Genomic DNA, 12,943 nt, shown 5'->3' with positions numbered 1-12,943 from the left:
CATGAACCCCATCCACCAGAACCGCAAGGCGCTCGGCCCGACCGAGATCGTCACCCAGCTCACCCAGCTCAACGGCGAAGCCGCCAATGGCTGGAAACTCATCGACGGTGCGCTGGAAAAGCACTGGACGTTCGCCAACTTCCACGAGACCATGGCCTTCGTCAATGCGGTCGCCTGGATCGCCCACCGCGAAGACCACCACCCCGACATCGCCCTGGGCTACAACCGCTGCTCGCTGCGCTTCAACACGCACGACGTGAACGGCATCTCGGTCAGCGACTTCTTCTGCGCAGCCGCGGTCGACGCGCTGCAGGCCTGAATGGCCCATGACACGACCGGGCTGGTGGTGGCCGCCCACGGCCGCCACTGCCTGGTGGAAAGCGCGGACGGCAGCCGCCGCATCTGCCATCCCCGGGGCAAGAAGAACGCCGTGGTGGTGGGCGACCGGGTGCGCTGGCAGGTGAGTGGCGACGAAGGCAGCATCGAGCAGGTGCTGGAACGCCGCAACCTGTTCTACCGCCAGGACGAGCTGCGCACCAAATCGTTCGCGGCCAACCTGGACCAGGTGCTGGTGCTGGTGGCGGCCGAGCCCGAGTTTTCCGAGACCCAGCTGGCGCGTGCGCTGATCGCCGCCGAGGCCGAAGGCATCGAGGCGCTGGTGGTGCTCAACAAGAGCGATCTGACCGCCGCGTTCGAGCGCGCCTGGCAGCGCCTGGCGCCCTACCGCCGCATGGGCTGCAGCGTGCTGCCGCTGTGCCTGCAGGCGGGTGCGGAACAAGGGCTGGACGAACTGCAGCAGCGCCTGAACGGCCGCTGCACGCTGGTGCTGGGCCCCTCCGGGGTGGGCAAGAGCACCCTGGTGAACCGGCTGGTGCCGCAGGCCGGCGCCCAGACCGGCGAGATTTCCAAAGCCCTGAACTCGGGCAAGCACACCACCACCAGCACCACCTGGTACTGGGTGGACGGGGCGCGCCAGACCGCGCTGATCGATTCACCGGGCTTCCAGGAGTTCGGCCTGCACCACATCGAGGCCACGCGGCTGGCCTCGCTCATGCCCGACCTGCGGGCCACCCTGGGCGACTGCCGCTTCTACAACTGCACCCACCTGCACGAGCCCGGCTGCGGCGTGCGGGCCCATGTGGGGGCCGACCCGGCGGCCGATGCCCTGGCCATCGGCGAGCACCGTTACCGGCTGTACGGCCAGTTCTTCGAAGAGCTTTCAGCGCCCCAGCGCTACTGAGGCCCCCGCACCGCGCTCAGATGCGGGCCAGCGTGAGCAGCGCCAGCAGCAGCATCCACAACACCACCGAGCGCCACACCAGGCCCACCACGCTGCCCAGGTGGGCCAGCTGCGGGTCGGGGCGGGCGGCGGGGTCGCCCTCCTCCGGCGGCGGCGCGCCCTCGGGCAGCCGCATCAGGCGCACATTGATGGCGCCCGAGGTGGCCGCCAGCACCACACCGTCGCTGCCCACCGCGAACCGGTCGGCATCGCCGCGCCAGCTGGCCACGGCCTCCTCGAAGTTGCCCACGATGGCAAAGCCGATGCCGGTGAAACGGGCCGGCCAGTGATCGATCCACCGCCAGGCACGGGCCGCGGCGTGCTGCAGCGCCGGGCTGGGCGTGCCGTCCAGGCGCTCTCGCCAGTTGCGCGACAGGTACTCGGCCAGGCGGTACAGCACGGCGCCCGCCGGCCCCAGGCCCACCAGCCAGAACGCCAGAAAGCAGATCAGCACGCCGAACACGTGGCGGTGGGCGGCCAGCACCGAATGTTCGATGACCTGGCGCAGCAGCTCGGCGCGCGGCAGGCTGGTGGGTTCCACCCGCAACCAGGTGGCCAGCTTGCGGCGGGCGGACTCATCGTCGCCTTCTTCCAGGGCGCGGCGGATCTCGCTGAAGTGGTGGCTGAACTGCCGGAAACCCAGGGTGACATAGAGCACCGCCACCACCCACACAAAGGCCAGCAGCACGCTGAACTGCATCAGCAACAGGTACACGCCGGCCGCCACCGCAGTGGGAAAGGCCACGGCCAGCAACCAGGCCACCCAGCCCTGGGGGGTTTCGCCGGCGTCCAGGTTGCGTCGCACCGAGCGGGCCCAGGCACGCAGGCCTCCATGCACCGGGTTGTCGTAGGCCAGAGGTCGGGCCTGCTCGATCAGCAGGGCGAGAAGAATGGCAAGGAATCCCATCCCGCGATGATAGTGGGGGCTCGCAACCCCTCGGTCACGCGGCGGTGAGCAGCCGGTAGAAGTTGCGCAGCATGCCGGCGGTGGCGCCCCAGATGAAGCGCTCATGCCCGGCATCCGCGTAGGGCATGGAATACCACTCGCGGCGCTGGCCTTCGAACTCGAAGGCGTGGCGGCGGTGGTGGCGCGGGTCCATCAGGAACTGCAGCGGCACCTCGAACACATCGGCCACCTCGTGCGGGTTGGGCCGCAGCTCGAAGCCGGGCCGCACCAGCGCCACCACGGGCGTGACGGTGAAGGCGGTGCCGGTCACATAGTCCGGCAGGGTGCCCAGCACCTCCACATGGTGCGCCGGCAGACCGATCTCTTCATCGGCCTCGCGCAGCGCCGCGGCCACGGCATCCACATCGTCGGGGTCGATGCGGCCGCCGGGCAAGGCGATCTGACCGGAATGGGTGCTGAGGTTCGCGGTGCGCTGGGTCAGCAGCAGGCTGATCTGCTCACGCACCACCAGCGGCAGCAGCACCGATGCCCGGGCCGGGGCGCGGTCGGTGAAGCGGGGCTCCTGGCGCAGTTCGGGCGTCCAGACGGGTGGACGCTCAAACAGCTGGCGCAGGCCGTCGGCAGTGAACAGGCGCGGCGCCGGGCGCGGGTCGTGCTCGGTCCCGGTGGCCACCACCGGCACGGTGCGGGGATCGAAAGGCGGCAGTCGGGTGGTCATGTTCGGGCGGGTGCGGGCACAAAAAAGCCGCTCCGGGGAGCGGCTTTTCTGCGGGGTGGACCGGGCGGCCGATCAGGCGCCCAGCTTCTCCTTGATGCGGGCCGACTTGCCGCTGCGGTCACGCAGGTAGTACAGCTTGGCGCGGCGCACATCGCCACGGCGCTTGACTTCAATCTTGGCGATCAGCGGGCTGTACAGCGGGAAGGTACGCTCCACGCCTTCGCCGTTGGAGATCTTGCGCACGATGAAGCTGGAGTTCAGACCACGGTTGCGACGGGCCACCACCACGCCTTCGTAGGCCTGCACGCGCTTGCGGGTGCCTTCGATGACGTTCACGCTGACGATCACGGTGTCGCCGGGCGCGAATTCGGGGATGGTCTTGCCCAGGCGGGCGATCTCTTCCTGCTCGAGGATCTGGATGAGGTTCATGGTTTCCACTTTCACGATCATGACCGCGCTGCACTAAAGGCTGCGGATCCGGCGGTGCGCTCGGCCACAGCGGCCGGTCAGAGGATCGAAGAACCTGGGATTATAGCAAGCCCGCCGCCCGAAGGAACGACAGGTCGTTCTTGCTGAGGCGGCCGGCCTGGCGGGCCAGCTCGATCAGGTCCGGGCGCAGGCGGGCGGTGAGCCCCAGGCTCTGTTCGCGGCGGTAACGGGCGATGTGGGCATGGTTGCCGTCCAGCAGCACCTCGGGCACGCCCATGGGGCCGGCCGGCCCCTCCCAGACCTCGGGGCGGGTGTGGTGCGGGCAATCCAGCAGGCCATCCAGCGCGGCGTTGAAGCTGTCCTGCTGGTGGCTGCCCTGGTCGCCCAGCACACCCGGCTGCAGACGGGCCACGGCGTCGATGAGCGCCATGGCCGGCAGTTCGCCGCCGGACAGCACGAAATCGCCCAGGCTGATCTGGCGGTCGACGCAGGTGTCGATGAAACGCTGGTCGATGCCCTCGTACCGGCCGCACACCAGGATGGCGCCGGGGCTCTCGGCCCAGCGCTCCACGGCGGCATGGTCGAGCCGCTCGCCGATGGGGGAAAACAGGATGACCGGGCTGAGGGCGTGCTCGGGTTCGGTACGGTCGGCGCGGATGGCCTGCAGGCAGCGCCACAGCGGCTCGGCCATCATGACCATGCCGGGACCGCCGCCGAAGGGCCGGTCATCGACCCGGCGGTAGTTGCCCTCGGCATGCTCGCGCGGGTTCCACAGGCGCACGTCGACCTGACCGGACTCGAAGGCCCGCCGGTTGATGCCGTGCTGCAGGAACGGCTCGAAGAGTTCGGGGAAGAGCGTGATGACGTCGAAGCGCATGGGGCAGGCCCGGGCTTCAGTAGTCCACGCCCCAGTCGGCCGTGATGCGGCGCGTGGTGCGGTCCACGTCGTCGATGTAGGCGGACACGAAGGGAATCAGGCGCTCGGCCACGGTTTCCACGCCGTCCTGCACCAGCGGGTATTCCAGCACCAGCACCGAGGTAGGGCCGGTGGGCATGAGGTCGCGCACCACACCCAGATCCACCCCTTCACGGTTGACCACGCGCAGACCGATCAGGTCGACCCAGTAGTACTCGCCTTCGGGGGTGGCGGGGAAGGCGCTGCGGGGCAGGCTGATGCGCACGCCCTTGAGGGCTTCGGCCGCGTTGCGGTCGTCCATGCCTTCGAGCCGGGCCACCACGCCATCGGCATGCACCTTGATCTCGGCCACCCGCACCGCCACCGGGCCTGAGAACGCCGAAAAGCCGCGCGCGAACCGGGGTTCGGGCGGCTGCAGATACCAGTCTTTCGAGGCGAACAGCGCTTCGGTGTCGGCGCTGTGGGGCTGGATGCGGACCCAGCCCTTGATGCCCCAGGCCTCGCCGACCCGCCCCAGTTCCACCGCGTCGGCCGGCAGGGCCGACGCCTGAAAGACCGTCGTCATGACGGGACGGGTCCGCGCTGGCCGATCAGGCTGCCGGGGTGGCGGCAGCGGCCTGCTTGATCAGGCGGGCCACGGTGTCGGACGGGGTGGCGCCGACGCCGATCCAGTGGGTCAGGCGGTCCTGGGCGATGCGCAGCGGCTCTTCGCCACCACGGGCCAGCGGGTTGTAGAAGCCGATGCGCTCGATGAAGCGGCCGTCGCGGCGGGCGCGCTTGTCGGCCACCACGATGTTGTAGAACGGACGGGCCTTGGCGCCGCCGCGGGAGAGTCGGATCACGACCATGATTTATCCTTAGGGTGGTTCGGCAACGTCGCGAACTTTGCGGGTTGCCGGCGGATCTCTCGATCCGCTGGATTGCAGCACTCCAGACACGACTGACCACCCGGTCAGCGGAACGCCACAAAGCCCGAGATTATAGCCCGCCCGACCGCCAACGGAACGGCCCCACCCTCCCAGCCCCATGCCCCTGATCCGCCCCAGCCGCGACACCGACATTCCCGCCATCACCGCCATCTACGCGCACCATGTGCTGCACGGCACCGGCACCTTCGAGACCACCCCGCCCACCGAGGCCGACATGGCCACCCGCCGGGCCGACGTGCTGGGCAAGGGCCTGCCCTGGCTGGTGGTGGAGGACGACGCCGGCACCGTGCGCGGCTTTGCCTACGGCAACTGGTTCAAGCCGCGCCCGGCGTACCGGTTCTCGGTGGAGGACTCGATCTACATGGCGCACGACGCCGCCGGCCAGGGTCTGGGCCGGCTGCTGATGACCGAACTGCTGGCCGCCCTGGAACGCGCCGGGGTGCGGCGCGTCATGGCCGTCATCGGCGACTCCGGCAACGCCGGCTCGGTGGGCCTGCACACCGCCATGGGCTTCGAGCACGCCGGCACCATCCGCTCGTGCGGCTGGAAGTTCGGCCGCTGGCTGGACATCGTGCTGATGCAGCGCAGCCTGGGCAGCGGCGACACCACCCCGCCCAAGGAGGACTGATGGCCGCGCCCCGCAACAAGACGATCACTGTCGTGCTGGCCGTGCTCGGCGGCACCCTGGGCCTGCACCGCTTCTACCTCAAGGGCCTGGGCGACTGGGTAGGCTGGCTGCACCCGGTGCCCACCGCGCTGGGCTGGTGGGGCATCGAGCGCGTGCTGGCCTACGGGCAGGACGACAAGCTCTCGTGGGTGCTGATCCCGCTGCTGGGGTTCTCCATGGCCATGGCCTGCCTGGCCGGCATCGTCTATGCGCTGATGGACCGCGAAAAGTGGAACCGTCAGTTCAACCCCGACCACCCGGCGGATGCACCCGCCGGCGGCACCAGCTGGATCACCATCGGCGCGCTGATCGCCGCACTCATGGTGGGCACCGTGTCCTTCATGGGCAGCCTGGCCTTCGGCATCCAGCACTATTTCGAGTACCAGATCGAGGAAGCGCGCAAGATCAGCCAGTGAGCCCGGTCCCGGCCAGCGCCATCACCAGACTGAGCGTGCCCATCGCCAGGATGGTGGACAGCCCCATGCTGGCCGTGGTGAGTTCCTGGTCCACCTCGTAGCGCTGGGCGAACAGGAACACGTTGGCCCCCACCGGCAGCGCGGCGGCCACCACCATCACGGTGAACTGCAGGCCGTCGATGCCGGCGATCCAGCACGACGCGGCCACCAGCACCGGCAGCAGCAGGTTCTTGGAGGCGGCGATCCACAGCGCCTCTTTCAGATGCCCACCCAGCGGCGTGCGGGCCAGCGTCACGCCCACCAGCACCAGCGAGATCGGGCCGAAGGCACTGCCCAGCAGCTGCAGCGGCTTGTCCACCACGGCCGGCAGACCCCAGCCGGTCTGGGCATACAGCAGGCCGCACACGATGGGCAGCGGAATGGGGTGGATCAGCGCGCCCTTGAAGGCCGACCAGGCCGTCTCGAGCACATGCGGCGCGCGCTGCCCGCCGGCGCGGGCCTCGCGGGCCACGGCCAGCTCCAGCACCACCGAACCCAGCGTGAGCAGGATGAGCGCGTGCACCGACACCAGGGTGAGCAGCGTGACCAGCCCTGCCTGACCATAGGCCAGGCCGACCAGGGTGATGCCGATCATCACCATGTTGGAGAAGGTGCCGGCGAGGGCCCGCACCACGCTGCCCCGGTTGAAGCCGCGCCACGCAATGGAGCCGAAGAGCAGCAGCAGCGCGGCCGGAAAGTAGGCCGCAATCGGCCGCAGGTCCAGCTGCTCGAAGCGCACGCTGCTCATGGTGCGGAACAGCAGCGACGGGATCAGCAGCAGGAAGACCAGGTTGGACAGGTCCTTCACCGCGCTGTCGCGGATCCAGTCGCGACGGCCGGCCAGAAAGCCGGCACCGATGAGGAGGAAGACGGGCGTCAGCGACGCAATGACGGGATGCTCGGCGAAGTTCACCCGCCGATGCTAGCGCCGTGGCAGGCGCACCCTTGCCGCACAGGGTCGCCTGTGTGCCAGCCGGGCAGGCCGGGGTGAGGGGCTCAGTTGCTGTCGGGCGCCGGGTCGCCGGCGCAGGCGGCGCAGGTGCCGTGCACCGCCAGGTCGATGCGCCCGCCCTGATGCCCCAGCCGGGCCAGGGTGTGCTGCAGCTGCTCGACCACCGCGCGGGTGGGTTCGGCCGCATCCGGCAGCCGGAACTGCTGGTGGCAGGCATCGCATTCAAAACGCGGCACGGCGGCATCGTCGGTGCCATCGGCCAGGGTGAAGCGCCAGGTGCGGTCGCCGTCGGTGTGGCGCTCCAGCACGCCGATGGCGGCCAGCCGGTCCAGCAGGCGGTAGAGCGTGACGCGGTTGACCGCCGGCCCGCGCGCCTGCAGCGCCGCCAGCACCTGGGCATGGGTCAGACCCTGCGCCGGGCGCGCCAGGAACAGGCCGATCACCGCCCGCGTGGCCAGGGTTCGGCGCAGACCCGCCTGGGTCAGACGGGCCTGGATCTCGGGCGGCACCGCCACCGCTTCAGGGACAGCGGCGCGGTCGCGGGACACGGAACGGGTCACTCGGGCTCCTGCGGGCAGACGGGTCTGCCACGTGATTAATGCAATCGGGTTGCGATATGATCGCTGGATCGCAACTCGGTTGCAAGATCATAAAGCCGCCGTGGCCCACTCCGCCCTCATCGCCCTGCACGACCTGACCCTGGGTCACGACCGCCACCCGGCGGTGCACCACCTGAACCTGTCGGTGCAGGCGGGCGATCTGGTGGCCGTGGTCGGGCCCAACGGTGCCGGCAAGTCCACCCTGCTCAAGGCCCTGGCAGGGCGGCTGCCGCCGCTGGGCGGCCATCTGCATGCACCGCCGGCCGACGCGGTGGCCTGGCTGCCGCAGGCCAGCAGCATCGACCGCAGCTTTCCGCTGAGCGTGGCCGAGTTCGTGATGCTGGGTCGCTGGCACCGGCTGGGGCCCTGGCGCCGGCCCTCGACGGCCGATCGCCAGGCGGTGCAGGATGCCATCGCGGCGGTGGGCCTGTCGGGCTTCGAGAGTCGCCCCATCGGCACGCTCTCGGGCGGCCAGTGGCAGCGCGCCCTGTTCGCCCGGCTGGTGGCGCAGGACGCGCGCGTGATCCTGCTGGACGAGCCCTTCACGGCGGTCGACCCGCGCACCACCGAGGAACTGCTGGCCCTGCTGCACCGCTGGCATGCCGAGGGCCGCACCGTGATCGCGGTGCTGCACGACCTGGAGCAGGTGCGCCGCCACTTCCCGCTCACGCTGCTGCTGGCCCGGCACCGCGCGCGCTTCGGCGCCACGGCCGAGGTGCTGACCGACGCCCACTGGGACGAAGCGCAGCGGCTGCAGGAACCGTTCGAAGAACAGGCCGAGGTGTGCGAGGTGCACCCGGCACACGAGCCCCACGCCGGGCATGGAGCCCATCCGTGATCGACCTGCTCTGGGCACCCTTTGCCGAATTCGCCTTCATGCGCCACGCGCTGCTGGGCTGTGTGGCGCTGGCGCTCGGCGCCGCGCCGGTGGGCGTGTTCCTGCTGCTGCGGCGCATGAGCCTGACCGGTGACGCCATGGCCCACGCCATCCTGCCGGGCGCGGCAGTGGGCTATCTGGTGAGCGGCCTGTCGCTCACCGCCATGACGCTGGGCGGCATTGCCGCCGGCCTGCTGGTGGCCGTGGGGTCCGGTCTGGTGGCGCGCCACACGGTGCTGCGCGAAGACAGCAGTCTGGCCGCGTTCTACCTGCTCTCGCTGGCCAGCGGGGTGCTGATCGTCTCGGTCAAGGGCAACAGCGTGGACCTGCTGCATGTGCTGTTCGGCACCGTGCTGGCACTGGACAACGATGCCCTGCTGCTGCTGGGCGGCATCACGCTGGTCACGCTGCTGGGATTGCGCGCGCTGTACCGGCCGCTGGTGATCGAAAGCCTGGACCCCGGCTTCCTGCGCGGCATGAGCGTGTGGAGCGCCATCGCCCACCACGGCTTCCTGGTGCTGGTGGTGCTCAACCTGGTGGCCGGCTTTCATGCCCTGGGCACGCTGCTGGCGGTGGGCCTGATGGTGCTGCCGGCTGCGGCCGCGCGCCTGTGGGTCACCCGCATCCTGCCGCTCATGGCCCTGTCGGTGGCGCTGGCACTGGGTGCCAGCGTGGCCGGCCTGCTGATTTCCTTCCATGCCGACTGGCCCACCAGCCCGGTGATCGTGCTGTGCCTGGGCCTGGTGTATGCCGTGTCCATGCTGGCCGCTCCCGAAGGCCTGTGGCGGCACAGCCGGCCCGGCCATTCGCACCTGCGCGCCTGATCCACCCTGACCGAACCACCGCCCATGTCCCTGACCACCCGCCGCCCCCTGCTCGCCGCCCTGCTCTGCCTGCCCCTGCTGGCCTCGGCCCAGGCCCCGTCTGCCGCACCGGTGCGGGTGGTGGCCAGCTTCAGCATCCTGGGCGACTGGGTGCGTGCGGTGGGCGGTGACCGGGTGGCCGTGGACGTGCTGGTCGGCCCGGGTTCGGATGCCCATGTGTTCCAGCCCACGCCCGCACATGCCCGCCAGGTGGGACAGGCACAGGCGGTGTTCTCGGTGGGCATGGGGTTCGAGGGCTGGCTGGGCCGGCTCCTGCGCACCGCGGCCTACCAGGGACCCCAGGTGATCGTGTCCAAGGGCATAGCGCCGCTGCGCAACCGCGCGGGTGGCAAGGGGCACGACCACGATCACGACCATGGCGCCACCGACCCGCACGCCTGGCAGAGCGTGCCGCAGGCCCTGGTGATGGTGGGCCGCGTGACCGAGGGCCTGTGCCAGGCCGACGCCGCCGGCTGCGAGACCTACCGCGCCAACGCCGCCCGTTACGCCAGCCAGCTGCGCGAACTCGACGCCGAGATCCGCGCCGCCTGGGCCACGGTGCCGGCGGCGCAACGCAAGGTCATCACCTCGCACGACGCCTTCGGTTACTACGCCCGCGATTACGGCGTGCGTTTTCTGGCCGCCCAGGGCGTGAGCACCGAGAGCGAGGCCTCGGCCCAGGGCGTGGCCCGGCTGGTGCGGCAGATCCGGCAAGAAAAGGTGAAGGCTCTGTTCGTGGAGAGCATCGCCGACCCGCGCCTGATGGAGCAGATCGCCCGCGAGACCGGCGTGAAGCCCTCGGGCGCGCTGTTCTCCGATTCGTTGTCACCCGCGGGCGGGCCGGCGGCCACCTACATCGATCTGATGCGCCACAACACCCGCGCCCTGGTGACAGCCGCCCGGGGCGATTGACGCCATCCTGCCGGCATGCCGCTGACCCATCTCCTGCTGGCCCTGTCCGTGGTGGCGGTGTGGGGCACCAATTTCGTGGTGATCCGCTGGGGTCTGGACGGCCTGCCGCCCTTCCTGTTCGCCACGCTGCGCTTTGCCCTCTCGGCCCTGCCCTGGCTGCTGTTCGTGCCGCGCCCCACGGCGCCCTGGTCCAGGCTGGCCGCCTTCGGCGTGCTGCTGGGCGTGGGCCAGTTCGGCCTGCTGTTCCTGGCCATCGACGGGCGTATTGCGCCCGGCCTGTCGTCGCTGGTGGTGCAGACCCAGGTGTTCTTCACCATCGGCCTGTCGATGTGGCTGCTGCGCGAACGGGTGAAGCCCTGGCAGGTGGCCGGGCTGCTGCTGGCGGTGGGTGGCCTGTCCATCATCGGCTCGCACCTGGACGCCACGGTCACCGCCGCCGGTGTGGGCCTGGTGCTGGGCGCGGCCTTCTTCTGGGCCTGCGCCAACCTGGTGGTGAAGTCGCTCGGGCCGGTGAACATGCTGCACTTCATGGTGTGGAGCAGTGCCTTTGCGGTGCCCCCGCTGCTGCTGATCTCGCTGCTGACCGAAGGGCCGCAGGCGATCGGCCATGCCCTGCAGCAGGCCGGGCCAGGCGTGTGGGCCAGCGTGCTGTGGCAGGCCCTGGGCAACACCTTGTTCGGTTACGGCGTGTGGAACTGGCTGCTGGCACGGCACCCGGCCGCCACCGTCACGCCCATGGCGCTGCTGGTGCCGATCTTCGGCATGGGTGCCTCGGCCCTGGCCCTGGGCGAAGGCCTGCCGGGCTGGAAGCTGCTGGCCTGCGGCCTGGTGCTGGCCGGTCTGGCAGTCAGCGTGCTGTGGCCCCGCCTGCTGGCCTTCACTTCACGAAACGGCTGAAGGTCTGGCGGAACTTGGCCACCTTGGGGGCGGCCACCGCCATGCAGTAACCCTGGTAAGGATTGCGCTCGAAGAAGTCCTGGTGGTAGTCCTCGGCCGGCCAGTAGTTGGACAGCGGCAGCACCTCGGTCACGATGGGACGGGGGTAGATCTGCTCCTGCGTGAGCGCATCCACGAAGGCCTGGGCCTCGGCCCGCTGCGCGTCGCTGGTGCAGTAGATGCCGCTGCGGTACTGCGTGCCCACATCGTTGCCCTGGCGGTTGAGCGTGGTCGGGTCGTGGATGAGGAAAAAGATGGCCAGGATGTCGCGCAGCGAGATCACGGCGGGGTCGAACTCCAGCCGCACCACCTCGTTGTGGCCGGTGTTCCCGGTGCACACCTGCTCGTAGCTGGGCTGCGGCACATGGCCGTTGCTGTAGCCGGACTCCACGTCGGTGATGCCGCGCACCTGCACGAACACGGCCTCGGTGCACCAGAAACAGCCGCCGCCCAGGACGATGACCTCGCGGCCGGTGGAAGGGTTGTCGCTCATGAATCGCTCCGGGTCGGGTGAAGAACAGCCCGTCACTCTAGCGGCTGGGCCATGGCCCTGACGTGCTCCAGGAATGCCTGCAGCGCCACCGGCTCGCGCCCGGTCTTCCACAGGCAGCGCGTCTCGTAGCTGGGGGTGGGACGGTCCAGCGGCACGAACACCGCACCGGCCAGCCCGCTCTGGCGCAAGGCTGCCGGCACCAGGGCCACCGCCAGCCCCTGCGACACCACCGACGCTGCGCTCAGCCAGTGGCGCAGTTCGTAGCGCACCGTGGGCGAGAAGCCATGGTCGGTGCACAGGCCCAGCAGGCGCTCGCGGTAATCCGGCGAGACGGCGCGCGACACCATGGCAAACGGTTCGGCCGCCAGATCGGCCAGGTGGATCTTTTTGCGACGGGCCAGCGCATGACCCGCCGGCAGACAGGCCACGAAGGGCTGGCGCGACACCAGCACGCTGGAGAAACCCGGCGGCACGCGCGGGGTGTGCACAAAGCCCACGTCCAGCCGCTCGTGGCCCAGGTCCACCAGCTGCTCGGCCGAGCTCAGCTCGTGCAGCACCAGCCGCAGGCGGGGGTGATCGGCCTCGAAGCGCTGCAGCAGCGCCGGCAGCCCCAGGTGCAGCAGCGTGCCGGCAAAGCCGATCTGCAGATGGCCCAGCAGGCCGTTGGCCACGTCGCGCGCTTCCTGCACCGCCTGCCCCGCCTGGTCGAGCAGGGCGCGGGCCGCCGGCACGAAGGCCTGGCCCGCCGCCGTGAGCTGCACACCCCGGCTGTTGCGCTGGAACAGCGCCGCCCCCACCGAAGCCTCCAGCTGCTGGATGTTGAGCGACAGCGGCGGCTGCGTGATGGACAGGCGCTGCGCCGCCCGGCCGAAGTGCAGCTCCTCGGCCAGCACCAGGAAATAGCGCAGGTGGCGGAATTCCATCAATATGCCTTTTGTATGGATGAATACACCATCGATATTAGACAGGTATGCATGCAGGCCGGACAATCCGGGCCATCACATACCCCCC

18 protein-coding genes are annotated in these 12,943 nt (G+C 70.1%); 8 read left to right on the top strand and 10 right to left on the bottom strand.

Going from position 1 to position 12,943, the window contains the following annotated elements:
• Nucleotide 1 precedes the first annotated feature (1 nt).
• Together WD026_RS00755 and rsgA are read left to right on the top strand one after the other, a co-directional pair.
• Nucleotides 2–319 carry a 4a-hydroxytetrahydrobiopterin dehydratase gene (locus WD026_RS00755; protein WP_425721756.1) on the top strand — a complete coding sequence of 106 codons (318 nt, stop codon included), beginning with the start codon at nucleotides 2–4 and terminating at the stop codon, nucleotides 317–319.
• Nucleotides 320–1,240 (top strand): ribosome small subunit-dependent GTPase A, encoded by a 921-nt coding sequence (gene rsgA, locus WD026_RS00750; RefSeq protein WP_425721754.1) that lies wholly within the window; start codon nucleotides 320–322, stop codon nucleotides 1,238–1,240.
• A 16-nt stretch (nucleotides 1,241–1,256) separates the two neighbouring features.
• Here the strand turns inward: rsgA and WD026_RS00745 are convergent, their stop codons facing one another.
• From WD026_RS00745 to rpsP, 6 genes are all read right to left on the bottom strand, one after another.
• Nucleotides 1,257–2,186 (bottom strand): CobD/CbiB family protein, encoded by a 930-nt coding sequence (locus WD026_RS00745; RefSeq protein ID WP_425721752.1) that lies wholly within the window; start codon nucleotides 2,184–2,186, stop codon nucleotides 1,257–1,259.
• Nucleotides 2,187–2,220: 34 nt separating this feature from the next.
• The gene (locus WD026_RS00740) at nucleotides 2,221–2,904 is read right to left on the bottom strand and encodes a CoA pyrophosphatase (protein ID WP_425721750.1); all 684 of its coding nucleotides are present in this window, start codon (nucleotides 2,902–2,904) and stop codon (nucleotides 2,221–2,223) included.
• A gap of 72 nt (nucleotides 2,905–2,976) precedes the next feature.
• The gene (rplS, locus tag WD026_RS00735) at nucleotides 2,977–3,333 is read right to left on the bottom strand and encodes a 50S ribosomal protein L19 (RefSeq protein WP_086121047.1); all 357 of its coding nucleotides are present in this window, start codon (nucleotides 3,331–3,333) and stop codon (nucleotides 2,977–2,979) included.
• A gap of 100 nt (nucleotides 3,334–3,433) precedes the next feature.
• A complete protein-coding gene (trmD, locus tag WD026_RS00730; RefSeq protein WP_425721748.1) occupies nucleotides 3,434–4,210 on the bottom strand; it encodes a tRNA (guanosine(37)-N1)-methyltransferase TrmD in 777 nt (258 codons plus the stop codon).
• A gap of 16 nt (nucleotides 4,211–4,226) precedes the next feature.
• A complete protein-coding gene (rimM, locus tag WD026_RS00725; RefSeq protein ID WP_425721746.1) occupies nucleotides 4,227–4,814 on the bottom strand; it encodes a ribosome maturation factor RimM in 588 nt (195 codons plus the stop codon).
• Between the two features lie 25 nt (nucleotides 4,815–4,839).
• Nucleotides 4,840–5,097: a 30S ribosomal protein S16 gene (gene rpsP / locus WD026_RS00720; protein WP_086119933.1), complete on the bottom strand. Its 258-nt coding sequence runs from the start codon at nucleotides 5,095–5,097 to the stop codon at nucleotides 4,840–4,842.
• Nucleotides 5,098–5,275: 178 nt separating this feature from the next.
• On the opposite strand from rpsP, the gene WD026_RS00715 reads away from it, so the two are divergent.
• Complete coding sequence (locus tag WD026_RS00715; RefSeq protein ID WP_425721743.1) at nucleotides 5,276–5,806, top strand: GNAT family N-acetyltransferase; 531 nt, start codon at nucleotides 5,276–5,278, stop codon at nucleotides 5,804–5,806.
• On the top strand, nucleotides 5,806–6,261 hold the full coding sequence (locus tag WD026_RS00710; RefSeq protein ID WP_425721741.1) for a hypothetical protein: 456 nt from the start codon (nucleotides 5,806–5,808) through the stop codon (nucleotides 6,259–6,261). Before WD026_RS00715 ends, WD026_RS00710 begins: the two co-directional genes overlap by 1 nt.
• Here the strand turns inward: WD026_RS00710 and WD026_RS00705 are convergent.
• Together WD026_RS00705 and WD026_RS00700 are read right to left on the bottom strand one after the other, a co-directional pair.
• A complete protein-coding gene (locus WD026_RS00705) occupies nucleotides 6,251–7,213 on the bottom strand; it encodes an AEC family transporter (RefSeq protein ID WP_425721739.1) in 963 nt (320 codons plus the stop codon). The genes WD026_RS00710 and WD026_RS00705 overlap by 11 nt on opposite strands.
• An 83-nt stretch (nucleotides 7,214–7,296) precedes the next feature.
• A complete protein-coding gene (locus tag WD026_RS00700) occupies nucleotides 7,297–7,812 on the bottom strand; it encodes a Fur family transcriptional regulator (protein WP_425721737.1) in 516 nt (171 codons plus the stop codon).
• A gap of 100 nt (nucleotides 7,813–7,912) precedes the next feature.
• On the opposite strand from WD026_RS00700, the gene aztA reads away from it, so the two are divergent.
• The 4 genes from aztA to WD026_RS00680 are packed head-to-tail and all read left to right on the top strand — an operon-like array spanning nucleotide 7,913 to nucleotide 11,400.
• Nucleotides 7,913–8,689: a zinc ABC transporter ATP-binding protein AztA gene (gene aztA / locus WD026_RS00695; protein ID WP_425721735.1), complete on the top strand. Its 777-nt coding sequence runs from the start codon at nucleotides 7,913–7,915 to the stop codon at nucleotides 8,687–8,689.
• Nucleotides 8,690–8,727: 38 nt separating this feature from the next.
• Complete coding sequence (locus WD026_RS00690; protein WP_425723172.1) at nucleotides 8,728–9,552, top strand: metal ABC transporter permease; 825 nt, start codon at nucleotides 8,728–8,730, stop codon at nucleotides 9,550–9,552.
• Nucleotides 9,553–9,576: 24 nt separating this feature from the next.
• Complete coding sequence (locus WD026_RS00685; protein ID WP_425721733.1) at nucleotides 9,577–10,503, top strand: metal ABC transporter substrate-binding protein; 927 nt, start codon at nucleotides 9,577–9,579, stop codon at nucleotides 10,501–10,503.
• A 15-nt stretch (nucleotides 10,504–10,518) separates the two neighbouring features.
• Nucleotides 10,519–11,400 carry an EamA family transporter gene (locus WD026_RS00680; protein ID WP_425721731.1) on the top strand — a complete coding sequence of 294 codons (882 nt, stop codon included), beginning with the start codon at nucleotides 10,519–10,521 and terminating at the stop codon, nucleotides 11,398–11,400.
• Here WD026_RS00680 and msrA read toward each other — a convergent pair.
• Nucleotides 11,381–11,932 carry a peptide-methionine (S)-S-oxide reductase MsrA gene (gene msrA, locus WD026_RS00675; RefSeq protein WP_425721729.1) on the bottom strand — a complete coding sequence of 184 codons (552 nt, stop codon included), beginning with the start codon at nucleotides 11,930–11,932 and terminating at the stop codon, nucleotides 11,381–11,383. The genes WD026_RS00680 and msrA overlap by 20 nt on opposite strands.
• A 32-nt stretch (nucleotides 11,933–11,964) precedes the next feature.
• Nucleotides 11,965–12,855: a LysR family transcriptional regulator gene (locus WD026_RS00670; RefSeq protein ID WP_425721727.1), complete on the bottom strand. Its 891-nt coding sequence runs from the start codon at nucleotides 12,853–12,855 to the stop codon at nucleotides 11,965–11,967.
• Between the last annotated feature and the right edge of the window lie 88 nt (nucleotides 12,856–12,943).

This window comes from Hydrogenophaga sp. R2, from assembly GCF_049843595.1.
Lineage (GTDB): Bacteria > Pseudomonadota > Gammaproteobacteria > Burkholderiales > Burkholderiaceae_C > Hydrogenophaga.
This window is presented reverse-complemented; position numbering and strand designations above follow the sequence as displayed.

Coding starts and splice junctions, on each gene's coding strand:
- WD026_RS00690 (WP_425723172.1), top strand. CDS start 8,728: ATGCGCCACGCGCTGCTGGGCTGTGTGGCGCTGGCGCTCGGCGCCGCG.
- WD026_RS00715 (WP_425721743.1), top strand. CDS start 5,276: ATGCCCCTGATCCGCCCCAGCCGCGACACCGACATTCCCGCCATCACC.
- WD026_RS00710 (WP_425721741.1), top strand. CDS start 5,806: ATGGCCGCGCCCCGCAACAAGACGATCACTGTCGTGCTGGCCGTGCTC.
- rsgA (WP_425721754.1), top strand. CDS start 320: ATGGCCCATGACACGACCGGGCTGGTGGTGGCCGCCCACGGCCGCCAC.
- rpsP (WP_086119933.1), bottom strand. CDS start 5,097: ATGGTCGTGATCCGACTCTCCCGCGGCGGCGCCAAGGCCCGTCCGTTC.
- WD026_RS00685 (WP_425721733.1), top strand. CDS start 9,577: ATGTCCCTGACCACCCGCCGCCCCCTGCTCGCCGCCCTGCTCTGCCTG.
- WD026_RS00680 (WP_425721731.1), top strand. CDS start 10,519: ATGCCGCTGACCCATCTCCTGCTGGCCCTGTCCGTGGTGGCGGTGTGG.
- WD026_RS00755 (WP_425721756.1), top strand. CDS start 2: ATGAACCCCATCCACCAGAACCGCAAGGCGCTCGGCCCGACCGAGATC.
- WD026_RS00745 (WP_425721752.1), bottom strand. CDS start 2,186: ATGGGATTCCTTGCCATTCTTCTCGCCCTGCTGATCGAGCAGGCCCGA.
- rplS (WP_086121047.1), bottom strand. CDS start 3,333: ATGAACCTCATCCAGATCCTCGAGCAGGAAGAGATCGCCCGCCTGGGC.
- WD026_RS00740 (WP_425721750.1), bottom strand. CDS start 2,904: ATGACCACCCGACTGCCGCCTTTCGATCCCCGCACCGTGCCGGTGGTG.
- WD026_RS00670 (WP_425721727.1), bottom strand. CDS start 12,855: ATGGAATTCCGCCACCTGCGCTATTTCCTGGTGCTGGCCGAGGAGCTG.
- trmD (WP_425721748.1), bottom strand. CDS start 4,210: ATGCGCTTCGACGTCATCACGCTCTTCCCCGAACTCTTCGAGCCGTTC.
- rimM (WP_425721746.1), bottom strand. CDS start 4,814: ATGACGACGGTCTTTCAGGCGTCGGCCCTGCCGGCCGACGCGGTGGAA.
- msrA (WP_425721729.1), bottom strand. CDS start 11,932: ATGAGCGACAACCCTTCCACCGGCCGCGAGGTCATCGTCCTGGGCGGC.